The sequence below is a fragment of the Bradyrhizobium symbiodeficiens genome (assembly GCF_002266465.3).
Taxonomy (GTDB): domain Bacteria; phylum Pseudomonadota; class Alphaproteobacteria; order Rhizobiales; family Xanthobacteraceae; genus Bradyrhizobium; species Bradyrhizobium symbiodeficiens.
This window is the reverse complement of record NZ_CP029427.2, coordinates 165191-189011: the sequence shown is the minus strand read 5'-3', so window position 1 is coordinate 189011 and position 23821 is coordinate 165191. Positions and strand designations below refer to the sequence as shown.

At 65.9% G+C, this 23821-nt stretch carries 23 protein-coding genes; 6 read left to right on the top strand and 17 right to left on the bottom strand.

Going from position 1 to position 23821, the window contains the following annotated elements; genetic code table 11:
* Positions 1 to 79: 79 nt before the first annotated feature.
* On the top strand, positions 80 to 319 hold the full coding sequence (locus CIT39_RS00875) for a hypothetical protein (protein ID WP_094975997.1): 240 nt from the start codon (positions 80 to 82) through the stop codon (positions 317 to 319).
* Between the two features lie 4 nt (positions 320 to 323).
* Here the strand turns inward: CIT39_RS00875 and CIT39_RS00870 are convergent, their stop codons facing one another.
* From CIT39_RS00870 to CIT39_RS00850, 5 genes are all read right to left on the bottom strand, one after another.
* The gene (locus tag CIT39_RS00870; RefSeq protein ID WP_162848683.1) at positions 324 to 1382 is read right to left on the bottom strand and encodes an AI-2E family transporter; all 1059 of its coding nucleotides are present in this window, start codon (positions 1380 to 1382) and stop codon (positions 324 to 326) included.
* A gap of 105 nt (positions 1383 to 1487) precedes the next feature.
* Positions 1488 to 2117 carry a histidine phosphatase family protein gene (locus tag CIT39_RS00865; protein WP_094975999.1) on the bottom strand — a complete coding sequence of 210 codons (630 nt, stop codon included), beginning with the start codon at positions 2115 to 2117 and terminating at the stop codon, positions 1488 to 1490.
* 106 nt (positions 2118 to 2223) lie between these two features.
* Complete coding sequence (locus CIT39_RS00860) at positions 2224 to 4449, bottom strand: ATP-binding protein (protein WP_162308950.1); 2226 nt, start codon at positions 4447 to 4449, stop codon at positions 2224 to 2226.
* 145 nt (positions 4450 to 4594) lie between these two features.
* Positions 4595 to 5068, bottom strand: a complete 474-nt coding sequence (locus tag CIT39_RS00855) for a hypothetical protein (RefSeq protein ID WP_094976001.1) — start codon at positions 5066 to 5068, stop codon at positions 4595 to 4597.
* A gap of 100 nt (positions 5069 to 5168) precedes the next feature.
* The gene (locus tag CIT39_RS00850; RefSeq protein WP_094976002.1) at positions 5169 to 6707 is read right to left on the bottom strand and encodes a YifB family Mg chelatase-like AAA ATPase; all 1539 of its coding nucleotides are present in this window, start codon (positions 6705 to 6707) and stop codon (positions 5169 to 5171) included.
* Positions 6708 to 6934: 227 nt separating this feature from the next.
* Here CIT39_RS00850 and CIT39_RS00845 point away from each other — a divergent pair, with 227 nt between their 5' ends.
* Positions 6935 to 7180, top strand: coding sequence for a PilZ domain-containing protein (locus CIT39_RS00845; protein ID WP_091965316.1), 246 nt, complete (start codon positions 6935 to 6937; stop codon positions 7178 to 7180).
* 79 nt (positions 7181 to 7259) lie between these two features.
* Entirely contained in the window at positions 7260 to 8036 is a 777-nt protein-coding gene (locus tag CIT39_RS00840) for a tetratricopeptide repeat protein (protein ID WP_094976003.1), read from the top strand.
* A gap of 21 nt (positions 8037 to 8057) precedes the next feature.
* On the opposite strand, the gene CIT39_RS00835 is transcribed toward CIT39_RS00840, so the two are convergent.
* The 7 genes from CIT39_RS00835 to rsmI form a co-directional block, all read right to left on the bottom strand.
* Positions 8058 to 9347, bottom strand: coding sequence for a CpaE/TadZ family protein (locus CIT39_RS00835; RefSeq protein ID WP_094976004.1), 1290 nt, complete (start codon positions 9345 to 9347; stop codon positions 8058 to 8060).
* A complete protein-coding gene (locus CIT39_RS00830; RefSeq protein ID WP_094976005.1) occupies positions 9344 to 10078 on the bottom strand; it encodes a CpaD family pilus assembly protein in 735 nt (244 codons plus the stop codon). Before CIT39_RS00830 ends, CIT39_RS00835 begins: the two co-directional genes overlap by 4 nt.
* 53 nt (positions 10079 to 10131) lie before the next feature.
* A complete protein-coding gene (locus tag CIT39_RS00825) occupies positions 10132 to 11649 on the bottom strand; it encodes a type II and III secretion system protein family protein (protein ID WP_094976006.1) in 1518 nt (505 codons plus the stop codon).
* 13 nt (positions 11650 to 11662) lie between these two features.
* Entirely contained in the window at positions 11663 to 12487 is an 825-nt protein-coding gene (gene cpaB, locus CIT39_RS00820; protein ID WP_094976007.1) for a Flp pilus assembly protein CpaB, read from the bottom strand.
* 357 nt (positions 12488 to 12844) lie between these two features.
* Positions 12845 to 13786, bottom strand: coding sequence for a glutathione synthase (gene gshB, locus CIT39_RS00815; RefSeq protein ID WP_094976008.1), 942 nt, complete (start codon positions 13784 to 13786; stop codon positions 12845 to 12847).
* A 10-nt stretch (positions 13787 to 13796) separates the two neighbouring features.
* On the bottom strand, positions 13797 to 14198 hold the full coding sequence (locus CIT39_RS00810; RefSeq protein ID WP_094976009.1) for a YraN family protein: 402 nt from the start codon (positions 14196 to 14198) through the stop codon (positions 13797 to 13799).
* Complete coding sequence (gene rsmI / locus CIT39_RS00805) at positions 14185 to 15135, bottom strand: 16S rRNA (cytidine(1402)-2'-O)-methyltransferase (protein WP_094976010.1); 951 nt, start codon at positions 15133 to 15135, stop codon at positions 14185 to 14187. The genes CIT39_RS00810 and rsmI overlap by 14 nt, the downstream gene beginning before the upstream one ends.
* A gap of 338 nt (positions 15136 to 15473) precedes the next feature.
* Here rsmI and CIT39_RS00800 point away from each other — a divergent pair, with 338 nt between their 5' ends.
* Positions 15474 to 16706: a penicillin-binding protein activator gene (locus CIT39_RS00800; RefSeq protein ID WP_181955129.1), complete on the top strand. Its 1233-nt coding sequence runs from the start codon at positions 15474 to 15476 to the stop codon at positions 16704 to 16706.
* Positions 16707 to 16857: 151 nt separating this feature from the next.
* On the opposite strand, the gene hemW is transcribed toward CIT39_RS00800, so the two are convergent.
* From hemW to rph, 3 genes are read right to left on the bottom strand one after another with little or no spacing between them, the layout of a single operon-like run.
* On the bottom strand, positions 16858 to 18042 hold the full coding sequence (hemW, locus tag CIT39_RS00795) for a radical SAM family heme chaperone HemW (protein WP_094976012.1): 1185 nt from the start codon (positions 18040 to 18042) through the stop codon (positions 16858 to 16860).
* A 16-nt stretch (positions 18043 to 18058) separates the two neighbouring features.
* Positions 18059 to 18694, bottom strand: a complete 636-nt coding sequence (gene rdgB, locus CIT39_RS00790; protein WP_094976013.1) for an RdgB/HAM1 family non-canonical purine NTP pyrophosphatase — start codon at positions 18692 to 18694, stop codon at positions 18059 to 18061.
* Positions 18695 to 18705: 11 nt separating this feature from the next.
* A complete protein-coding gene (gene rph / locus CIT39_RS00785; RefSeq protein WP_094976014.1) occupies positions 18706 to 19419 on the bottom strand; it encodes a ribonuclease PH in 714 nt (237 codons plus the stop codon).
* Positions 19420 to 19602: 183 nt separating this feature from the next.
* On the opposite strand from rph, the gene hrcA reads away from it, so the two are divergent.
* On the top strand, positions 19603 to 20691 hold the full coding sequence (hrcA, locus tag CIT39_RS00780) for a heat-inducible transcriptional repressor HrcA (RefSeq protein WP_094976015.1): 1089 nt from the start codon (positions 19603 to 19605) through the stop codon (positions 20689 to 20691).
* Positions 20692 to 20803: 112 nt separating this feature from the next.
* Complete coding sequence (grpE, locus tag CIT39_RS00775) at positions 20804 to 21421, top strand: nucleotide exchange factor GrpE (RefSeq protein WP_094976016.1); 618 nt, start codon at positions 20804 to 20806, stop codon at positions 21419 to 21421.
* 140 nt (positions 21422 to 21561) lie between these two features.
* On the opposite strand, the gene pncA is transcribed toward grpE, so the two are convergent.
* Together pncA and CIT39_RS00765 are read right to left on the bottom strand one after the other, a co-directional pair.
* Positions 21562 to 22284 (bottom strand): bifunctional nicotinamidase/pyrazinamidase, encoded by a 723-nt coding sequence (gene pncA / locus CIT39_RS00770; protein ID WP_094976017.1) that lies wholly within the window; start codon positions 22282 to 22284, stop codon positions 21562 to 21564.
* Between the two features lie 256 nt (positions 22285 to 22540).
* Positions 22541 to 23482, bottom strand: coding sequence for a hypothetical protein (locus CIT39_RS00765; protein WP_162308830.1), 942 nt, complete (start codon positions 23480 to 23482; stop codon positions 22541 to 22543).
* Between the last annotated feature and the right edge of the window lie 339 nt (positions 23483 to 23821).

The following is a 23821-nucleotide window of genomic DNA, read 5'->3' as shown; positions in this document are numbered from 1 at the left end:
GCGCATTCGCGCAGGAGTGTCTTTTATTGCAGACCGGCAAAAGGTATTGAGTTATGACCTTCGAAAACGCGAGGGTTCGATGGTTGATCGTCTCAGAAGCGCTGCGGAACAACTCGAAGCACCGACCTGCCCGGATTGCCATGTCGAGATGCGGTGGTACCGTTCGGAGCTGCTCGCGGACGAGCCGGTTCCGGTGATCGCGCATCTGTTCGTCTGCCCGCATTGCAAGCGCGCGGCAAAGACCGACACGATATTCGAGGACACTCAGGGGCCGCCCGAGAAGCTCTCCGCGCCGCGCTTCATAGCCTACGCCGCGTAGCAGGTCATTTGCGGACTTCCCGTTGCTTTTTCGAGCGGACGAAGACCTGCCAGGCCGTCAGGAACATGGCGGCGACGAGTGGGCCGATGACGAAGCCGTTCGCCCCGAAAGCCGCGAGACCGCCCAGGGTGGCGAGCAACACAATGTAGCTCGGCATCCGGATCGACTGTCCCACCAGGATGGGGCGGAGAAAGTTGTCCGCGAGGCCAATCACGAAAGTGCCGAAAGCGAGCAGGATGATCCCCTTCGTGACGGGGCCGGCCACAAGCAGATAGAGTCCGACCGGAGCCCAGACCAGGGCGGAGCCGAGCACGGGCAGAAGTGAAAGTAGCGCCATGATGGCGCCCGCCAGCAGCGGCGCAGTCAGGCCGAGCAGCCAGAAGATCACTCCGCCAAGCGCGCCCTGAATCAGGGCAACCAGGATGATTCCCTTGATCGTCCCGCGCACCGCGAGGGTGAACGCATCCATGATCTCGGCGGTGTGGCTCGCCCGCAGCGGCACCGCGCCGCGGATGCGCAGGTTCAGCTCATCCCCGTCGCGCAGCAGGAAGAACAGCACGTAGAGCATCACGAGCACGCTCGCGACAAACTCAGCCGTGAACTGACCTATGTTGAGCGCGTGCCCCGCCAGCTGCTGGCCGGCCGGGACCACCAGGCTCGACAGGCGTTCTTTCAGGGATGTCAGATCGATGCCGGCCAGGCGATCCGACATCGACACGGCCCAGTCCGGCAGCGCGGCTTTCAGTTGCTGTAGCGGATGAGTCAGATCGATCTCGCCGGTCTGAACGCGCTGAACCACCTCGCCACCTTGGTCGACGAGCGAAGCGATCACGACCCCGATGGGGATCAGGACCATGACGACCACGACGATCACGGTGAAAAGTGCGGCGAGATTATGCCATCCCGGCAATGTTTCCAGGCACCGTCGATAGAATGGCGCGAAAATGATCGCCAGCAGCGTGGCCCACAGCAATGCGCCGGAAAATGGCCAAAGCACCCAGCCGAACGCGATGGAGATGACGCCAAGCCAGACCAGGAATGAGCGGTCTTCCGATGTTTTCACGTGTCGCCGGTCCTCCAGTCGCACCCATCGGGACGTTGGTATCACAGGACGGAGGCGGAGCGGCAAGTCACGCTCCGCCTCCGTCGCACCGGCCGCCGCGTTCGGTCACTTGCCGGTCTTCGCTGTCCAATCGGCGATTTTGATGCGTCCAGCAAAGGTGGCGGAGCCCGAGGAGCCGGCCTTGTAGACGAAAGCTTCTCCTTCCTGCACGTCGCCGGCCTCCTTACCGAAGGCATCGGCGATGTTGGTCTTGTGGGTGACCAGGAAGGTGTTGGTTCCGGCACTCGGCGGCGCGTCGACGAGCTGACGCACAGCCTGTCCGGCCTTTGCATTGGCACCGGTCGGGTTTGCCATTCCCGATGCGCTGGCGTTGCTGCTGTCCGTCAAGGCGTCAACCGGCTTGACCTCGCGGCCGGTGATCAGTTTGCCGGCCTCGATCGCGCGGTTGAGCCGGCTGGTATAGACATCGCCGATCGGGATCGCACGCTCCTTCACGGCCGTCCCAATCTGTCGTGCCATGTCCCTGCCCTTGTCGCTGAGCTGGCGCTGCGCGCTCATGTCGTCGAACTTGAAGGGGTAAACATCCTTCTGGCTGTCGTCGGTGGCGGTGTGCCGAAAGATCAGGACAAAGCCGCCTTGCTTGAGCGAGGCGATGAGCTCCGGCGTATCGGCTACGGCGGGGCGGGACATTCCAGCGAGAAAAACAACGAGTGCGAGGCGGCAAAGCACGTTCATGCGCAAAGTCCTTCGTTGCAAAACGCCCCCAGCTATGGTGACGCGCAATGCGGCCGATTTCAATTATCGATTGTCGCCGCGATGAAGGTTCCCGCGAAATTCCGGATCAGACGGCCAGCCGCCGTGACGCCGCAAGACCTGCCAGCGCTTCGTCCAACTTGTCGCGATCGAGCGGCTTGATCAGGAATCCATTCATGCCTGCCTCGAAGCAGGCATAGCGATCCTCCACCAGAGTATTGGCGGTGAGTGCGAGGATCGGCGTGTGGTGGCCGCCGGTCGCGGCCTCATGCGCGCGGATGCGCTTGGTCGCCTCGATGCCGTCGAGCTGTGGCATCTGGATGTCCATCAGCACGAGATCATAGGGCGTGCCGGCCGATGATGCGGCGAGCCAGGACTCCAGCGCGGCCTCGCCGTGCACCGCGATGACGACGCGATGGCCGAGCTTCGTCAGCAGCGAGCGCATCAACAGCGCATTGATCTCATTGTCCTCGGCGACGAGGATCGACAGGCCTTTCGAAGCGGCCGCGCCGGCGGCGTCAGCCGGCGGTTCCGGCGCGAGATCTGGTGAGGCGACCTCCGGCGTCAGCGCGAGGCGCGCAGCGAGCGAGGCCGCCCGCAACGGCTTCACCAGAAAGCCGGTGAAGGCCGGCGACAGCTTTTCATGGCGCGAGCCCGACGTCAGCAGCACGAGACGCTGCAGCGCATGCGCACGGGCCATTTCGCCCAGCTGGTCGGCCGCGGCGGGGCCGACCGCACGATCGATCAGCACCGCGTGCCATGAGCGTTCCGGCAGCAGCGCTTCGGCGACCGCCACATCCGCAACCATGCAGGTCTGGCCACCCCAGCGCTCGAGGCGTCGCGCGATCAGCGAGGCCTCGATGCCGTCGGCGACGAGAAGCATCGACTTGCCGGCGAGGTCGGGGCTTGGAAAGGCCGTCTGCCCCGCGCTGGCTTGCGACGGCGGTAGCGGCACCGCGATCTCGAAGGTCGAACCTTTGCCCGGCTCGCTCACGAGCGTGATCCGGCCGCCCATGCGCTTGACGATGCGCTCGCTGATGGAAAGGCCAAGCCCGGTGCCGCCATAGGTGCGGGCGATGCGTTCGTCGGCCTGCTCGAATTCGCGGAAGATGCGCTGCTGCGCCTCCGGCGCAATGCCGATGCCGGTGTCGCGGACCAGGAAGCTGATCTCGTTCGGCCAGATGCCTGGCTCGACGATCAGCGCGACGCCGCCGATGCTTGTGAACTTGATGGCGTTGCCGGCGAGGTTGAGCAGCACCTGGCGCAGCCGCGCGGCATCGCCGACCACCTCGAGCGGCAGGCGTTCGTCGACATAGGCGGCGATCTCGAGCGACTTGGCCTGCGCGCGCGGCGCGAGCAGCTCGGTGATCTCCTCGATCAGGGTCGAGAGCGCGAAGGGACGCTGTTCGAGATCGAGCTTGCCGGCCTCGATCTTGGAATAATCGAGCAGTTCCTCGATCAGCGCCATTAAGGCTTCGCCCGAGGTTTTCACCGCTTTGGCATAGGTCGCCTGCTCCTGGGTCAGCGTGGTGTCGAGCAGGAGGCCGCCCATGCCGATGATGCCGTTCAGGGGGGTGCGGATTTCGTGCGAGGCCATCGCGAGGAAGCGCGATTTGGCACGGTTGGCGGCGTCGGCCTGGTCGCGCGCGTCGGACAGGGCGCGTTCGGTCTCGGTGCGGTCGGTGACGTCGCGCCCCACGCTCTGCAATTCGGCGGGCTGTCCGGCATCGAGGCGGACATAGCTTTCGCGCCAGGCGATCCAGCGCGCGCCGAGCGGGGTTGCGATCTTCTGGTCGTGGATGCGTGTGCCGCTGCTCTCGCGGGCGCTGTCGCCCTGCTCCAGCAGGTCGAAATCGAAACGCGTGCCGACCAGCGCGCTGCGCGCCTGTGCTGCCAGCGTGCAATAGGCGTCGTTGGCAAAGGTGATGCGGCCATCGGTAGCGCGCAGCACGATGAGGTCGCCCTGCTGCTCGAACAGGCTGCGGGCGCGTTCTTCCGCTTCCTTCAGCTCCCAATTGCGATCGATCAGCGCCTCGTTGTGGGCGGCAAGCGTACGCAGCCGCTTGTTCACGAAGCGCAGGCGCATGCTCAGCGTCGCAAGACCGAGGCAAGCGAGCGCGAACAGGAAGCTCGCGCCGATCGCAAAGGTGTAGGGATCGTAACCGGAGTTCTCGGACCGGCTGCCGGACACGAAACCGTAGGCGCCGCCGAAGGTCGCCGAGAAAATCATGAAGGAGCGGATCGCGAAGGCGATACGGGGATGCTGTCGCCTGAAGCGGCGCATGCGCACCTTGATCCGGAACGTCCGACCCATCGCCACCGACCCCGACTCTTTTTGTGGAATCCTGCCACCCGCCGGCTGCGACGATGTCGCGCCGACCTTGCGAACAGCTTGAGGCTTTGGCGTCGCCTCCAAACAGGGTTGACGAGGTGTTAACGCCTCAAGATCCCGGCGCGCGTCAGAGCGAAGCGGCCTGAAGCGGGAGCGGGCGATGGCCGCCATGGGCGCCGACGATCAGCGCCGCGGCCTCGCGCTGCGAAAACGACTTCGAGCGCACATAGATGCGGTAATCCGCCGGACCCTCAGTGGAGAGATAGATCACCTGGCCGCCATCGACGGGCTGAGCGGCAATCGAGACCAGGCGCGTCGAGGGATTGGCCTGGCAGGACTCCGGCTCGGACCCGAGACCGTCGTCGACCACGACAAAGTCCGCGGCGTCGGCATCGTCGGTGATCTGAACCCGCACCGTGGCCCGGGCGGGATCTTCGGTGAAGGCGACATGGACGCCGGCGGTCCAGAACAGCGAGGTGAGCTCGATCGAGGTTTCGCCGAGGGCGATGCAGGGATGCGAGACCGATCCGATCTCCGAGCGCGCGAACACCGCAGCCGCCAACAAGGGAACAACCGAGGCCAGGATCTTGAAACGCAACATGACGCTCTACTCGCCGGGCCCGGTACGGGAACTCAGTGGGCCTTATGGTTTGCAGAGCGTAAAGGAAACTCGTTACCGCCGGGTTGATGGCGTGGAATGATCAAGCCAGCTGCCGCACATCCTCCGCGAGTGCGCGGTAGGACAGCGCTTCGGCCAGATGCAACCGGCCGATCTTGTCGGCGCGATCGAGGTCGGCGAGCGTGCGCGCCACCCGCAGCACGCGGTGATAGCCGCGCGCCGACAGCCGCATGGTTTCGGCGGCTTCGCGCAGCAGCTTCTGGCCTTGCGCGTCCGGCTTTGCGATCTCTTCCAGCACGGAGGCCGGGGCTTCGGCATTGGTGCGAACCTTGGGCAGGCCGGCATCGGCATAACGCGCGAGCTGGATGTCGCGCGCGGCCGCCACACGGGCGGCGACTTCGGCGGAGCCTTCCGCCGGCGGCGGCAGGATCAGATCGGCGGCGGTCACGGCGGGAACTTCGATGCGCAGATCGATCCGGTCCATCAGCGGGCCGGAGATGCGCGCCTGGTAGTCGCCGGTGCAGCGATCGAGGCGGCCGCGCTTGCAGGCATAGCCGGGCTCGAAGGCGTTGCCGCAGCGGCACGGATTCATCGCTGCGACCAGCATGAAGCGCGCGGGGTAAGTGACGCGATGATTGGCGCGCGACACCGCGACCTCGCCGTTCTCCAGAGGCTGCCGCAGCGAATCCAGCACGCGCGGATCAAACTCCGGCAATTCGTCGAGGAACAGCACGCCCTGATGCGCCAGCGAGATCTCGCCGGGTTTTGCGCGCATGCCGCCGCCGGTGAGCGCGGCCATGCTCGCGGAATGATGCGGCGAGCGGAATGGCCGCCGCGCGGTCAGCGCGCCGTCCTTGATCTCGCCGGCCACGGAGGCGATCATCGAGACCTCCAGCAGTTCGCCCGGCGACAGCGGCGGCAGGATCGAGGGCAGCCGCGCCGCCAGCATCGATTTGCCGGCGCCGGGCGCGCCGATCATGAGCAGATGATGGCCGCCTGCGGCCGCGATCTCCAGCGCCCGTTTGGCGCTTTCCTGACCCTTGATGTCGCGCAAATCGAGTGTGGAGGCGGCGGGCTCGTGCACCTTCGGCGACGGCCGCGACAGCACCTGCGTGCCCTTGAAGTGGTTGGCGATCTGGATCAGCGAGCTTGCCGCGATGATCTGGATGTCCGGGCTCGCCCACGCCGCTTCGGAACCGCACGAGGCTGGGCAGATCAGCCCTTCCTCGCGCATATTGGCGCCGAACGCGGCGGGAAGAACGCCGGCCACGGGCGCGATCGAGCCGTCGAGACCGAGCTCGCCGAGCACGGTGAAGCCGGTCAGTGCATCCGGCGGGATCGCGCCGATCGCCGCCATCAGCCCGAGCGCGATCGGTAGATCGTAATGGCTGCCTTCCTTCGGGAGGTCGGCCGGCGCCAGATTGACGATGATCCGGCGCGCCGGCAGCGCCAGCCCCGAGGCGATCAGCGCCGAGCGCACCCGCTCGCGCGCCTCCGACACCGCCTTGTCCGGCAGGCCGACGATCGCGAACGCCGGCAAACCGGGCGCGACCTGCACCTGCACGTCGACCGCACGGGCCTCGATCCCCTCAAAGGCGACGGTGGAAACCCGCTGAACCATGCTCAAACCAGCCTGCCCCTTTTCACAATTAGGGGTAGCATAGCCGGCCACCTTGCGCAAGAACAATACGGGAACGATCCTGCGCGGCGACCAATCCTCTAACCAATCGTAAACGCCACGCCGACACTACGCCTCGAATGCAACCGGCTCCACTCAGCACATCCCAACAATTGTCAGCTACTCCTACGCTTGCGGGATGGGCCGTGGTCAACGGGTGAACAGTTCAAATGCTTGCAAATCGCCGGAGAAGCGAACGTCGGATGTGCAGCCGGCTCGCCAAGATCCATTTTGGCGCGGGCTCGCTGCCGCGGGACTGCACGATCACCGATATTTCGGATGGCGGCGTGAAAGTGGTAGCGGAATTCCTGGAAGTGCCGCCGCAATTCACCATCATCTTCGCCCCCGACTATTCCCGCCAGTGCCGCCTGCGCTGGCGCATCGGCTGCGAATTCGGTGCCGAGTTCACCGACTGAGCTCTCGCAGGCCGCTTCCTTAACGGGACTTTAGCGTTAATCGGTAAGCATCTCTGATCTGTTGCCGAGTGATCAGAGTATGTCCAAGCGTTCGCCCCTCGCCTCTCCCCCGGCGAGATTGCTGTTTCCCGCCTTTCTCGCCCTAGCCCTCGGCGGCTGCCAGACCGCGGGCATCGAGGATGTGACCGGCGCGCTTGGTGTCAGATCGGAAACGGCTGCCAAGGCCGACGCCAGGCCCGAATTGGACGCGTTGCGCGAGCGCTATCGCGCCAAGCCCAGTGATCCCAACGTTGCGCTCGCCTACGGCAAGGCGTTGCGCGAGAGCGGCCAGCGCGCGCAGGCGGTTGCGGTCATGGAGCAGGCGGTGCTCGCCCATCCCAGCAACAAGGCGCTGCTCGCCGGCTACGGCCGCGCGCTCGCCGACAGCGGCAGTTTCCAGCAGGCCTTCGACGTCCTCAGCCGCGCGCACACGCCCGAGGATCCGGATTGGCGCATCCTGTCGGCGCAGGGTGCGGCGCTCGATCAGCTCGGCCGTAACGAGGAGGCGCAGCAATATTATGCCGCGGCGTTGAAGATCGTGCCGGACGAGCCGACCGTGCTGTCCAATCTCGGCCTGTCCTATATGCTGGAAAACAATCTGCCGAAGGCCGAGCAGGTGCTCGGCCGCGCTTATCAGCGCAATCAGAACGATGCGCGGATCCGCGCCAATCTCGCGCTGGTGCTGGGATTGCAGGGCCGTGAGGCCGAGGCCGAAATCCTCGTCAAGGCAGATTTGCCGCCGGACCAGGCAGCCGCCAAGGTCGCGGCGCTGCGGCAGTTGCTGGCGAAGAAGCAGCAGCAGCGGGCGGACAAATAATCCGCCCCTTTCTGTGTACCCTTATGACGCCTTGCGATGCGGCGCGGAGTTGCGGCTTGACCTGCCCTTCAGCTTCTTCAGCAGCGGCCCGAGCAGCGAGCGCTTCGGCTTCTTGACCTCGCCGCGGCCGGCGAGGCGGTTCGCCATGTTCTGGAACAGCTCGGTGGTGCGGTGGCTCTTGGAGACCTCCGCGATCATCTGGCCGTTATTGGCCGCGGTCGAGAACAGTTTCGAATCGAACGGGATCACCGCGATCGGTTGGCTTTCCATGGTCTTGGCGAACGATTTGACGTCGATCTCCGCGCGCTTGTGCATACCGACCTGGTTGATGCAGTACAGCGGCGGCCGGTCGTTCGGCCGCGCCGCCTTCAGCACACTCAGCATGTTCTTGGTGTTGCGCAAATTGGCAAGATCCGGCTCGGCCACGATGAGGATGTCGTCGGCGTTCACCAGCGCGCGCCGGGTCCAGCCGGACCATTGGTGGGGGACGTCGAGCACGATGCAGGGCGTGGTCATGCGCAGCGTGTCGAACACGGCGTCGAAGGCTTCGGCGCCGAAATCATAGACGCGGTCGAGCGTGGCGGGCGCCGCGAGCAGGCTGAGACGCTCGGTGCATTTGGAGAGCAGGCGCTCCATCAGCGCGGTGTCCGGCCGGTCCTGCGACAGCACCGCGTTGGCGATGCCCTGCACCGGGTCCTGGTTGTAGTCGAGGCCCGCGGTGCCGAAGGCGAGGTCGAGGTCGATCACGACGGAATCGAGCGCGAGGTCACGCGCGATGGTCCAGGCCAGATTGTGCGCGACGGTGGAAGCGCCGACGCCGCCCTTGGCGCCGACCACCGCGATGACGCGGCCGGTGATGATGGCCTCGGAGGCCGAGAACAGGCTGCAGATCGAGCGGACGACGTCGAGGGTTTCGACCGGTCCCACCACATAATCGTTGACGCCGCGGCGCACCAGCTCGCGATAGGGCGCGGTGTCGTTGGGATTGCCGATCACGACCACGCGGGTGCCGGGGTCGCAGACGCCGGCGAGGTCGTCGAGTCCCTCGAGGATGTCGCGGGTGCCGTCGGATTCGATCACGATCACGTTCGGCGTCGGCATCGTTTCATAGACTTCGATCGCCGCGGCAAGGCCGCCGTCCTTGGCGGTGAGGTGCGCCTTGGCCAGCCGGCGGTCCTGCCCCGCCGCGGTCACCGCGGCGAGCGTCTTCTCGGTCTCGCAAAAGGCCTGCACCGAGATGCGGGGAACCGGCGCAATGTGTTCCTCGGGGTGCTGCGGATCGTCCGCTTCTTCGTCGTGGATAACGGTCATTTGCCTGTGTCGCTGAGCTTGGCCTTGTCGGATTCAGAATTGGGAGTCGAGATCGCAGTGCCCTTGCGATAGCGGTCAAAGGCGATGTCGCGCCGCGCGGTATAGGCCGGCGTCTCGGATCGCGGCTGCTCGAGGTCGGCCGGATTGTCGATCATCGCGGCGAGATTGCGCTGGCTGGCGCAGCCGAGATTGAAGTAGGGGCGGTTTTCGTTGTAGCCGGGATCGAGGATCGAGGGGCCGAGGTCTTCCGGCCACAGCCCGCAGGGGCCGGCCACCGCGGCCATCTTCGAATAGCTCAGGCGGATGGTGGGCAGCAGCCCAGGATCTTCGGGACGGTAGGGATGCTGGACGATGGCACGCGACGGCACGCCGCCGGATGCGAGCACGGAACGGATTTCCTGATAGGTCGCGGCCGCCGCGCGCGAATTCGAGCTGTCGACGGGAACGTCGACGACGACGGAGCCGGTGCCCTCGCGCACCCAGTCCCGGGCGATGCCCGCGACGTCCGAATGCTGCGGGGGCGACAGGCCACCCCTCGCCTTGCCGACGAAGATCACGATCGACTTCTTGCCTTCCTGCACCGCGATCGGGTGGCGCTGGCGATAGTCGGTCGGCACCGTCTGGGTGACGATCTCGCCGGTGGTGTTGCAGGCGCCGAGCATGACGGAGAGCCCCGTCAGTGCCAGCGCGATCTGCAGCTTGCGACGTCGATCGGCAGATGTTGTCGTCATCGCCTCATCCCCTCTTGCCCGAATCCTGCCCGTTCCCCAGCCGTCCGTTCGCCTCAGTCGATGATGAAGCCGAAATCGCCCGGCGTGCCGGCGATCGGGTCGACACGGCGCGCGACGCCATAGAGGCGGTTCATGCGGCCGAGCAGTGCGGTCTGCGCATCCGAGGCCGGCGCGAAGCCGTCGTCGGGCCGCGCCAATTCCTTCTGGGCGACCGCGCGCACCACGTAGGGCGTCACGATCACCATCAGTTCGGTCTCGTTGTTGACGAAGTCCTGGCTGCGGAACAGTGCGCCGATGATCGGCACCTGGTCGATGCCGGGAAGGCCGTTGATCGCCTGCTTGGTCTGCTGCTGGATCAGGCCGGCCATCGCCATCGAGCCGCCGGAGGGAATCTCCAGTGTCGTCTCGGCGCGGCGGGTCTGGATCGAGGGGATGGTGATCGAGTTGCTCGAGGTCGAGGACACCGCCTGCGTCAAGGTGATCGAATTCGTATTCGACAACTCCGAGACCTCGGTCATCACGCGCAGGCTGATGCGGCCTTCGCTGAGCACGACCGGGGTGAAGTTCAGCGAGATGCCGAACTTCTTGTAGGTGATCTGGGTGGTACAGACGTGGGTGACGGGATCGCAGGAATAGCCTGCTGGAATTGGGAATTCGCCGCCGGCGATGAAGGTGGCGGATTCGCCCGAGATCGCGGTCAGGCTTGGTTCGGCGAGCGTGCGCATGACGCCGGCGCTTTCCATCGCGCGCATGGTGGCGCTGACGGTGGCGATGCCCTTGGTGACGCCGGAGACACCGAGCCCGTTGCTCCCGACGATCGGCCCGCCCGAGACCGAGAACGGGTTGGAATTGTTGAAATTCACCACCGCGGTGCCAGCGTTCAGGCTGGCGCTGAGATCGACGCCGAGCTGCTTGACGATGTCGCGGCGCACTTCTCCGACGACGACCTTGAGCATCACCTGGTCGCGGCCTCGCACGACGATGTTGTTGACGACCTTGTCCGAACCGCCGACCAGCTTTGCGGCGACGTCGCCGGCCTGCTGGGCCTCGACCGGGCTCGACACCGATCCGGTCAGCATCACGCTGTCGCCGACGCCTTCGATCTGAACGCCCGGCAGCGACTGGCGCAAGGCCGCGCGCATGCCGTTGAGATCGCGCTTCACTGCGATGTCATAGGCGGCGACCTGCTGGCCGTCGGCGGTGAAGAACACGACGTTGGTCTGGCCGACCTGACCTCCGATGATATAGGCGCGCTGGGCCGAGCGGATGACTGCATTGGCGATCTTGGGATCAGCTACCAGCACGTCCTTGACCTCGCGCGGCAGGTCGATGACGACGGATTTGCCGACGCCGAGCGAGAGAAAACGCGTCCTCGTCGGCGCGATCGTCGCAACCGACGACACGCCGAGATCCGGTGCCTGCATCGGCGCCTGGTCGCCGACCGGCGCATCCCCCGCACTGACGAGGTCTGGGGCCGCGAGCAGCCCCAGCATCAGCATCGTCCCCGTCCAGAACGAGCGCGTGCGCTTCCCCCGAAGGCGCAGGCCCGTCCGATCATCCCCGTAGTTCATGCGATTCCCACCATCACTTCTGTGACGTCAATTGCCGTGCCTGCACCCCGTAACGGATCACGTTCACGCCGCCCGCACGCTTGATCCCCTGGTCCTCAGGCGTGCCGTCCACTGCGTTGGCATCGACGATGCTCCGCAGCGCGAGCTGGAGCGTGCCGCCCTGGCGCGCGGCTGCGAGGACTGCGACCTGGTCGGGCCGGAGCTCGAGCGTGACGGTCTTGCCGACGACGGCGTTCTGGCCGTCCTTCTCCTTCGGCGCCTGATCGATCGCGAGCACGCGGATATTGGTCAGGATGACCTCGGACAGGACGAGGTCGTTGCCGCCGGTCGGACCATTGTTGTTGTTGGCGCCGTCGGGGTTCTTCAGGCGGCGGGTCAGGACGATGTCGACGCGGTCATTCGGAAGGATGAAGCCGCCGGCGGCGGTCTCGGCTGAAATCTCGGTGGAAACGGCGCGCATCCCGGCGGGCAGGATCGCGGCCATGAAGCCGGAGCCGTCGGCCTTGACCAGCTTCTGCTCGCGGATCGGCTCGCCCTGCATCAGCGGGACGCGGGCGATCGAGCCGGCGATCTGGGTCTGCGCCTCGGGCCTGCTGTCGCGGCGGATGAAGGCGCTGCTCGCAGTTGCCGCAGGCCAGGCTTGCCATTGCAGGTCCTCGGGCTTCACGGCCTGCCCGAGCCCGATGTCGGACTTGGCGACGAGGACCTCGACGGTTGGCAGCTTCTCGGCGGCGGGCAGGACGGGCGCGGGCTTGTTGTCGAAGCCGCTCGCCAGATAGGCCGCGACGCCGCCGGCGCCCAGCGCGATGACGAGAACGACGATACGTGCGGTGTTCATACGCTTTTACTCATACGCGGGGCACTCGAACCGCACGTGGCGGGTTCCCCGACGTCGATGAGTAGGTTGTAAAAGTATAAGGGGTGTTGCGAGGCTGAACGCGACGGCCAGCCACGATGCTGGTTCTCGGCAGATGGTGAACGAGGCGTTATTCGGTCGGCCAGCGGCCCCGTAGATTCACGCAGTGCGGCAAGTTCGTTCGAATGACACGCACGGCATCATGGTGAATGGGCGGTTAGCGATGAGGGCGGTTGCGTGCCGCCGGGATCGCAGCTGCGCTCCACGACGCCCGGCGTTCGCCGGGGCGACGTTGAGGAGAGTTCGCGCTCTCCTCAACGCAGTCATTGCAGAGTGCTACTACTTTCTCTTCTGCTCGATGACGTCCCAGACTTTCGCCGCGACGTCTGGCCCGCCGAGGCGCGCGATAGCGCGGATGCCGGTGGGCGAGGTCACGTTGATTTCGGTGAGGTTGCCGTTGATGACGTCGATGCCGACGAACAGCAGGCCGCGCTCGCGCAGCGCCGGGCCGACGGTGGCGCAGATCTCGCGCTCGCGCGGGGTGAGTTCGGTCTCCTGGGCCGCGCCGCCGCGCACCATGTTGGAGCGGAGGTCGTCGGCGGCCGGCACGCGGTTGACCGCGCCGGCGAACTCGCCGTTGACCAGGATGATGCGCTTGTCGCCGTGCCTCACCTCGGGGATGAATTGCTGGATCACCCAGGGCTCCCGGAACGTCACCGAGAACATGTCGTACAGCGAGCCGAAATTCATGTCCTGCGGCATCACGCGGAACACTGCCGCGCCGCCATGGCCGTGCAGCGGCTTCATGACGACGGCACCGTGCTTGTCGCGGAAGGCGTTGATCTCGTCCAGGTCGCGCGAGATCAGGGTCGGCGGCATCAGCTGCGGAAAGTTCATCACGAACAGCTTTTCCGGCGCGTTGCGCACCGAGGCGGGATCGTTGACCACCAGCGTCTTCGGATGGATGCGCTCCAGAAGATGCGTCGAGGTGATGTAGGCGAGGTCGAACGGCGGGTCCTGGCGCAGCAGCACCACGTCAAAGCCGTTCAGCGCCTCGCGCCTGGGTTCACCGAGCGTGAAGTGATTGCCGGGCTCGTCGCGCACGGTCAGGAGCTGAACCGGCGCCACGATCTCCTCGCCGACCATCGAGAGCTTGTCGGGCGTGTAATAGGACAGGCCATGGCCGCGCTTCTGCGCCTCCAGCAGCAGCGCAAAGGTGGAATCGCCCTTGATGTTGATGCGGGCGATGGGGTCCATCTGGACGGCGACGTTCAGTTTCATGGTCTGCCTTTCAGGTCGAGGCGTCGAATGCCGCCAACACATGGCGCGGAAGTCGCTTCGGCGCAATCAGCATGGCGTCGAATCGCAATTCGAATTCGGCATGCTCGGGATGCGCGACGAGCCAGCCTTGCGCGGCATTGATGATGCGCTGCTGCTGGCGCGGCGTCACGGCGAAGGCGGCGTCATCCAGCGTGGCGCGCGCCTTGACCTCGACGAAGGCGATCAGATTGCGGCGGCGCGCCACGATGTCAATCTCGCCATGCGGGGTGCGGTAGCGCTTGGCGAGGATACGATAGCCCTTGGCCATCAGATAGGCGGCTGCGCGGCTCTCTGCGGAGATGCCGGTATGGAACGCGGCGACGCGCTCGGGCGAGGCGACCTTCGGTTCCGCCGGGACCTCAGTCTTCACCATCGCCGCCCCTCAGGTCTTTGGCGAGCTCGAGCGCGCGGGCATAGACCTCGCGTCGCGGCCGGCCCGAGAGTGCGACCGCGTGCGCCACGGCATCCTTGACGCTGTGCGCGGCAAGCTGCTCGCGCAACAGATCGTCCAGCGCATCCGATGTCAGCATCTCGGCGTCGGCCGCCGGCGGAGCGATCACCAGAACGAACTCGCCGCGCGTCTCCAGCGTATCGGCTTCGCGCGCCAGCTGGCTCAACGGTGCGCGCGAGATCTCCTCGTGCAGCTTGGTCAGCTCGCGGCAGATCGCGGCCTCGCGCGTACCCATGATCTCGGCGAGCTCTGCGAGTGTGTCCTGCACGCGGTTTCCGGAGTCGAACATCACCAGCGTGGCGTCGATGCGCGCAAGCTCCGTCAAGCGCGCCTTTCGCGCGGCTGACTTCGCCGGCAGGAAGCCTTCGAAAAAGAAGCGGTCGGTCGGCAGTGCCGCGACCGACAGCGCCGCCAGCACCGAGGATGGGCCAGGCAGGGCATAGACCGCATGGCCGGCGGCGCAGACCTCGCGCACCAGCTTGAAGCCGGGATCGGAGATCAGCGGCGTGCCGGCATCCGAGACCAGTGCAATCGAGCCACCCTGCCCCAGCGCCTCCAGGATTTTCGGACGCGCGGCTTCCGCATTGTGCTCGTGATATTGCTTGAGCTGCGCCGCGATGGCGTAGCGCTCGGTCAGGCGCCGCGTGATTCGGGTGTCCTCGCAGGCGATGACGTCGACGCCGGCGAGGGTCTGGAGCGCCCGCAACGTGATGTCGCCGAGATTGCCGATGGGGGTTGCGACCAGATGCAGGCCCGGTGCCGCCTTCGGCGCCGCAAGGCGATGGGCATCGATGGAGAAACCGCGCGAGGCGGCGTCTTGAGCTTCAGGCGTATTTATCGGGGCCGGCTTTGCGCGCATAATGAAGTCAACTTAGGCACGATCCGCAGGGCTGGGAACCGGCTCGCCGAAAAAGATCGTGCCGAGGTGAGGGGTGGGGAACGGACGGGAATGTGATCGATTCAGGATCGCGTCGAGAGGCAGTGAGGGCTCTCGCGCCATATTCGCGACCGAAACACCGCCTTGATGCTGAATGAGCGAGGGCAAACAGCTGCTGGAACAGGAAAGCGGCCGCGTTAAGCGGCTATTATCCTTTTGTTTCGGTTAACTATTTGCCGACAATATGCCTGAATCCGCGGCTTGTGTCGTGGAAAGAATATCGTGACCGGCCGGCGCCGGCGGGTCAGAAGAGAAGCTGCATGGTGGGCCCGCGTTATCCAAAATCTCCCGTTCCGGGGCCCCTGATGTCAGGGGCGACCCGCCGGAGCGCGCTCGGCCTGCTGCTCGGCGCGCCCCTGCTGTCGGCCTGTGCCGGCGTGCAGCAGAGCCTGAGCCAGTTCTCCAGCCCGTTCTCGAGCTCGACGCCGCCGGCTCAGCCGGCAGGTCCCCCGCAACAGGCAACGACCGCGGGCACCGGCGGCGTCAAGGTCGCCGTGATCCTGCCACTCTCGGCCGCCGGTAATGCCGGCCTTGCCGCGCAATCCATGCGCAACGCCGCCGAGATGGCGCTGGCCGAGTTCCAGAACCCGAACATCCAGCTGCTGATCAAGGACGACAATGGCAGCCCGCAAGGCGCGCAGGCTGCCGCGCAGCAGGCTGTCGACGAAGGCGCCGAGATCATTCTGGGACCGCTGTTCGCGCAATCGGTGCCGGCGGTGGCGCAAGTCGCGCGCACGCGCGGCATCTCGGTGATCGCGTTCTCGACCGATTCCAGCATCGCCGGCCGCGGCGTCTATCTGCTTTCCTTCCTGCCGGAGTCCGACGTCAACCGCATCGTCGAGTATTCCGCCAGCGTCGGAAAGCGCTCCGTCGCCGTGCTGGTCCCCGACAATGCCTATGGCAACGTCGTCGAGGCCGCGGTGAAGGCGGCCGTGCCACGCCGTGGCGGACGCATCGTCGCCTTCGAGAAATACGGCGCCGATCGCGCCACGCCGGCGCGCACCGTGGCGCAGCAGCTCGGCAGCGCCGATGCGCTGTTCATCGCCGATGACGGCGATGCCGTGGTGTCGGTCGCAGATGCGATGACGGCGGCGGGCGCCAACTTGCGCAACATCCAGCTGCTCGGCACCGGCCTGTGGGACAATCCCCGCGTCTATGCCAATGCAAGCCTGCAGGGCGGCCTCTACGCCGCGCCAGATCCGGCCGGCTTTCGCGCGTTCTCCGGCCGCTACCGCACCAAATACGGCGCGGAGCCGATTCGCACCGCGACGCTGGCCTATGACGCGGTCGCCCTCGTCGCCGCGCTGGCGCGTACGCAAGGCACCACGCGCTTCTCGTCTGACGTGCTCACCAATCCGTCGGGATTCGCCGGCATCGACGGCCTGTTCCGCTTCCGCGCCGACGGCACCAATGAGCGGGGGCTCGCGGTGATGAAGGTGACGCAGGGTGGCGGCGTTGCGGTCGCGGGATCGCCGAAGAGCTTTGGGGCGTAGGTGGTTCACCTCTCCCGATTGCGGGAGAGGTCGGCGCAAAGCGCTGGGTGAGGGTTCTTTCCTCTAGGGGATTGTCCCGTTGCGGAGACACCCTCTCCCCACCCCTCTCCCGCAAGCGGGCGAGGGAGCGCACCGCCGACTTGGCTTAGACTTACGCCGCGAGATCCGCGACCACCGCATCGAGCACCGGAAATCCACTGCTCGTCACGCGCAGGCGGCCCGTCGCATCGACCGTGATCGCGCCCTCCTCGCGCAGCAGCGCGATGCGCTTGGGGTCGAGCGGGCGGCCGGAGAGAGCTTTGTAACGCTCGGGGTCGATGCCCTCGGCCAAACGCAATCCCATCAGCAGGAATTCGTCGGCGCGCTCTTCGCTGTTGAGGAGATCGTCGGTGACGACACCATGGCCGTTGGTCTCGACCCGCATCAACCAGGCCTCGGGACGCTTCTCGGTGGCGATGGCATGCCTGATGCCGTCGATGTCGAGCCGGCCGTGGGCGCCCGGGCCGATGCCGGCATATTCCTCGCCGCGCCAGTAAACCAGATTGTGCCGGCACTCGGCGCCGCGCCGCGCGTGATTGGAGATCTCGTAGGCGGGCAGACCGAGCTTGTCGCAGGTTTCCTGCGTGACGTCGTAGAGCGCGCGCGCGACTGCTTCGTCCGGCGTCTTCAGCTTGCCGGCCTGGTGCAGGCCGAAAAACGGCGTGCCTTCCTCGATCGTCAATTGATAGAGCGACAGATGCTCGGCGGCTTCATCGATGGCGAGGCGCAATTCATCGGCCCACATCGCCGGCGTCTGGTCGGGGCGGGCGTAGATCAGGTCGAACGAATAGCGGTCGAACGAGCGGCGCGCGATGGCGACGGCGTCGAGCGCCTCGCGCGCGCTGTGCATGCGGCCAAGCGCCTTCAGCGAGGCATCGTCGAGCGCCTGCACGCCGAGCGAGACACGGTTGACGCCGGCTGCGCGATAGCCGGCAAAGCGCGTGGCCTCGACGCTGGTCGGATTCGCCTCAAGCGTCACTTCGACGTCGCCGGCGACGGTCCAGTGCTTGCCGATGGCATCGAGCACCGCGCCGACGGTTGCCGGCTGCATCAGCGACGGTGTGCCGCCGCCGAGAAAGATCGAGGTGACCTCACGGCCCGGCGAGCGCTGCGCGGTCGTTTCGATCTCGCGTGCGAAGGCGGAAGCGAAGCGCGCCTCGTCGATCGCGGCGTGGCGGACGTGGCTGTTGAAGTCGCAATAGGGGCACTTCGACAGGCAGAACGGCCAGTGCACGTAGACGCCGAAGGCTTCGGATTCTTGTTGTGACGCGTTTTCCTGGCGCGAACCGGTATCCACTTCGCTCGAAAACGGTCTAGCGCGGCTCAAGGCAGATCTCCGCAAGTTTCACGAAGGCGCGGGCGCGATGCGACAGGCCGAGGCCGAGCGGCGGCAGGCCGTGCTTCTCGATGCTTTCCATCTCGCCGAAGGTGCGGCTGTGGCCGTCGGGCAAGAACATGGGGTCATAGCCGAAGCCGGCGGTGCCGCGCGGCGGCCAGACCAGCGTGCCGTCGGCGCGCGCCTCCACCTCTTCGAGATGATCGTCGGGCCAGGCGACGCAGAGCGCGGAGACGAAGTGGGCCTTGCGCTTGTCCGGTGTGGTCGCGCCGCGCTCCTGCAACAGGCGCTCGATCTGCGCCATCGCCGCGTTGAAATCCTTGGTCGGGCCGGCCCAGCGCGCGCTGTAGATTCCGGGTGCGCCGTCGAGCGTGTCGACCACGATGCCGGAATCGTCGGCAAACGCGGGAAGCCTGGTCGCCTGCGCCGCCGCGATCGCCTTGATCGCGGCATTGCTGCGGAAATCGTTGCCGGTCTCGTCGGGCTCGTCCAGGCCGAGTTCACCCGCGGACACCGCCTCGATGCCGTAAGGCGCCAAAAGCTCGCGCATCTCGGCGAGCTTGCCGGGATTGTGGGTGGCGATGACCAGCTTTCCGGTGATTCGGCGGTGCATGAGCTTATTGACTACGCGACAGCCAGTTTCTGCAAGTCCACCAGACGCGCGATGCCCTTCTGGGCCAGCGCCATCAGTGCCAGGAACTCGTCCTGCGTGAACGGTTCGCGTTCCGCGGTGCCTTGCACCTCGATGATGCGGCCATCGCCGGTCATGACGAAATTGGCGTCGGTCTGGGCTTCCGAATCCTCGGCGTAGTCGAGATCGAGCACCGGCGTGCCGTTGTAGATGCCGCAGGAGATCGCAGCGACGTTGTCGCGCATCACGTTGGCCTTGATCATGTTGCGCGCCTTCATCCAGCTGATGCAGTCGGCGAGCGCGACCCAGGCGCCGGTGATCGAGGCCGTGCGCGTGCCGCCGTCGGCCTGGAGCACGTCGCAATCGACCGTAATCTGACGCTCGCCGAGCGCTTCGAGATTGACGATGGTGCGAAGCGAGCGGCCGATCAGGCGCTGGATCTCGACGGTGCGGCCGCTCTGCTTGCCGGCGGCGGCCTCGCGGCGCGTGCGTTCGGAGGTCGCGCGCGGCAGCATGCCGTATTCGGCGGTGACCCAGCCGCGGCCCTGGCCCTTCAGCCACGGCGGCAGGCGATCTTCCAGCGTGGCGGTGACCAGCACATGGGTGTCGCCGAATTTCACCAGGCAGGAGCCTTCCGCATATTTGACCACGCCGCGCTCCAGCGTCACGGGGCGCAATTCGTCGGGCGCACGGCGGCTTGGCCGCATGGGAAATCCTCCAAAACTCGTCGGTGTAGGGCTGTTCGCGGTGCTTGTAGGTGGGGTGAGGGTATGCGGCAAGGGGAAAGGACAAGGCTTTTTCACCCTCCGGTTCTCCGCCCTGCAATCGCGACGCTTGTCAGAACCCTCCCGGATGGACAGATTACATGCGTCTGACAGGAGTTACCGTCTGTGGCCCATCACGATCCGATCCATCTGATCGCGCCGCGCGCGGGCCTCGCCCAGCTCAACGAGCGTTCCCGCGACATCTTTCGTCAAATTGTCGAAAGTTATCTCGCGACCGGTGAACCCGTGGGCTCGCGCAATATCTCGCGCCTGATCGCCATGCCGCTGTCGCCGGCCTCGGTCCGCAACGTCATGGCCGATCTGGAACAGCTAGGCCTGATCTATGCGCCCCACACCTCCGCCGGCCGGCTGCCGACGGAACTCGGCCTGCGCTTCTTCGTCGATGCCCTGATGCAGGTCGGCGACCTCAACGAGGCCGAGCGGCAATCGATTCAGAGCCAGCTCACCTCCGTCGGCCAGGCGCACTCGGTCGAGGCGGCGCTGGACCAGGCGCTGACGCGGCTGTCGGGCCTGACCCGCGCTGCCGCGGTGGTGCTGACGCCGAAATCCAATGCGCGGCTGAAGCACATCGAATTCGTCCGGCTGGAACCGGAAAAGGCGCTGGTGATCCTGGTCGGCGAGGACGGCCAGGTCGAAAACCGCGTGCTGTCGCTGCCCCCCGGAGTTCCCTCCTCGGCGATCACCGAGGCCGGCAATTTCCTCAATGCGCGCATCCGCGGCCGGACCCTGGCCGAGGCCCGGCTCGAGCTCGAGACGGCGCTTGGAGAGGCCCGCGCCGAGCTCGATCAGCTGGCACAGAAGGTGATTTCCGCCGGAATCGCCAGCTGGTCCGGCGGCGAGACCGAGGACCGCCAGCTTATCGTCCGCGGCCACGCCAATCTGCTGGAAGATCTGCATGCGCTGGAGGATCTGGAGCGGGTTCGGCTCTTGTTCGACGATCTCGAGACCAAGCGCGGCGTTATCGACCTGTTGGGGCGCGCCGAGACCGCCGAGGGCGTGCGCATCTTCATCGGCAGCGAGAACAAGCTGTTTTCGCTGTCGGGGTCCTCCACCATCATCTCGCCCTATCGGGATGCCGCCGGCCATATCGTGGGCGTTTTGGGTGTAATCGGGCCGACGCGGCTGAATTATGCCCGCGTGATCCCGACCGTGGACTACGCCGCCCGCATCGTCAGTCGCCTGCTGGGAGGCTGACCGGCGTTTGATCCGTTCACGGGCGCTTGATTTTCGGCGCCCGAAGCACGATATCCGGGCCAGAAAAAGTCCCACGCGACTTCAAAACCAGACCAATTCGAGAAATGAGCCGATGACCGATCGAGACCGGCAACCCGAAGACACGACTGCTGCGACCGGCGAGCCCGTGGTGTCGAAACCCTACATCATGCCCGACGATCCCGAGCCCGGCTCGGTCGAAACGTTGCAGAAGGAAGCCGCCGAGGCGCGCGACCGCATGCTGCGGACGCTGGCCGAGATGGAGAATTTGCGCAAGCGCACCACCAAGGAAGTCGCCGACGCCCGCCTCTACGGCATCACCGGCTTTGCCCGCGACGTGCTCGACATTGCCGACAATCTCCAGCGCGCGCTCGATGCCGTTCCACCCGAGGCCCGCGCCACGGCCGATCCCGGCCTGACCGCGCTGATCGAGGGTGTCGAGCTCACCGAGCGTTCGCTGCTCAACGCGCTGGAAAAGCACGGCGTGAAGAAGCTGGATCCGCAGGGCCAGAAGTTCGACCCGAACTTCCACCAGGCGATGTACGAAGTGCCTGATGCGTCGGTGCCATCAGGAACCGTCGTGCAGGTCATGCAGGCCGGCTACACGATCGGCGAGCGCGTGCTTCGCCCGGCCCTGGTCGGCGTCGCCAAGGGCGGCGCGAAGCCCGCGCCGGCCGCCAACACCAATGAGCCGAACAGCGCGGCGAACTGATCGATCCTCATGGTGAGGAGGCGCGTTAGCGCCGTCTCGAACCATGTAGGCCAGGCTGCCGCAGCGGGGCCTTCATCCTTCGAGACGCGCGCGAAGAAGCGCGCTCCTCAGGATGAGGGTCTTGCAGTTGTTCGCGCCGATTACGCGCTCACCGCGATATCCGCAGACTGAATCCGCTTCACGCCGGCCTTGGCCATATCGGCCCAGGCTTTGGCGAGCGATCCCTGATTGTCGATGCCGCGGCAGGCGTCTTCCACCACATAGACCTCGAAGCCCGCCTTGCGCGCGTCGAGCGCGGTCCAGGCGACGCAGAAATCCGTCGCGAGGCCAGCGACGAAGACGCGCTTGATCTTGCGGCCCTTGAGATAGCCGGCAAGGCCCGTCGAGGTCTTGCCGTCGGCTTCGAGAAAGGCCGAATAGCTGTCGACGTCCTTGTGAAAGCCCTTGCGGATGATCAGCTCGGCGTGCGGAATCGCGAGGTCCTTCGACAGCGAAGCGCCGTCGGTGCCCTGCACGCAATGGTCGGGCCACAGCACCTGCTTGCCGTAGGGAAGGTCGACGGTCTCGAACGGCTTCTTGCCGGAATGCACTGACGCAAACGAGATATGGCCCGGCGTGTGCCAGTCCTGCGTCATCACCACGTTGGCAAACGCCTTCGAGATCTTGTTGATGACGGGCACCACTTGCTCGCCCTCTTTCACCGCGAGGCTGCCGCCGGGCAGGAAGCAGTTCTGCACGTCGATCACGAGCAGCGCGGATGCATCGTCCGGCTTGATCGATGCCGCTGCAAAGAGTGCCGTTGGCGCGAGAGTCGCAAGCGCCGTCGTTCCAAGCATTGCGAGGACTTGCCGTCGATCCAGCATCGTTGCCTCCCTTCAGGGTGATCCAACGGGAGCGAAGCCTAGTTCCGTTCGTACACGAACAGAAGCCGGAAAATGCGGCCGGCATTGGGGAGGGTTGGCCTGACAAGCCCACAGCACCGTCATCCCGGGGCGCGCAAAGCGCGAGCCCGGGATCCATAACCACAGGGAGAAGTTTGGCGAAGACCTTTTTGCAACCGCGAGATCACGCGGTATGGATCCCCGCCTCCGCGGGGAGACACCGAATGTGTTTCGCGCCTCAGCCCTTCGGCTGAATCCCGTCGCGCACGGCGCGGAAGCGGGTGAAGGCGGCCGGCCACTGGTCGCGCGGGGCGCTGGCGACGATGCGCAGCGAGGCGCCGCCGGTCGAGAAGCGGATCCACTGCACCACGGTGACCGGGACCTTGTCCTTGCCGCTGACGCCGTCGATCCGGGTCTCGAAACCCTGCTGGCCGTTGATGCGGATCGGCTCGGACATGGTGACGCGCGATTCGCGCACGCCGGGGATCTGCAGCGCCGCCTCCTGGGCGAAGCGGGCGCGGTCGTCGGCCTGCTGCGGCGTGGCGCCGATCACGCCGAGGATCATGAACGGCTTCGACTCATAGCCGGTACTCTCGTCGCCGTCGGCCAGGATGATGCTCGCGCCCGGCGCCAGCGTGCGGATGTCCTTGAATTCGGCGAGATCGGTGATCTTGAACGGCATCAACCCGATCTGCTCCTCTGCCGAGACCTGCTTGCGGGTGGTGGCGCTCGCGAACATCTGCCGCACCGCCTCATCCGAGTAGATCTTGGTCGCATTCTCCGGCACTTGCACCGCGACATAGCCGGAGAAGCCGGCGCCCGGCACGATCATCGAATATCGCTTCACCGGGGTGTCGCCGGCCTTGCCGCTCTCGGTGGTGAAATAGGCGAGGCCTGCGGGTGTCTCGATCTTGTCCTGCTTGACGCCGCCTGTGCCGGCCGGATTGGAATTGAAGGCGCTCGCGACCTCGCCATAGGCCGCCGGCGGCAGCTCGGTGATCAGCACCTTGACGTTGCCGTCCTCGCTCTCGAAGCCGGGAAAGGTTTTTGCCGTGCTGAGGCCGACCAGCGGCACCATGCCGAGGCGCAAGCCGGGTGGAAACACGGCGTCGGCGGCGAGAGCCTGAAACGCGGAGGCTATCAGGAGGGCGAGCGCGGCGAGGGGACGGATCAGCTTCATGGGCACTCTGATTGGTTCACATTGAGGCCGTTCGATGGTCGGCGACCGGGCCGCTTTGTCGCGTGGAGCAGCCATGGCGGCTGCCCGGCCGGTCCGCCTTTTACCGGGTTTGGGCTTGCGGCAACCGGGCGGGCGGGCTTGCGGTAGCCGGGGCTTGCTGACGCCTGAACCTGTTAATAATTCCTCACCCGCAAGGGCGGTGGAGCCCGGATATCATCATCCAAAACCCAATGTTTTCACGGCAGAAACGTCGCTTCGGTCCTTGCGGGCCCCTCCCCCCCTCCTATATGAGCCTCAATCATCGCAATATCGCGGATGTTTGATCTTAGGGGGTTTCGG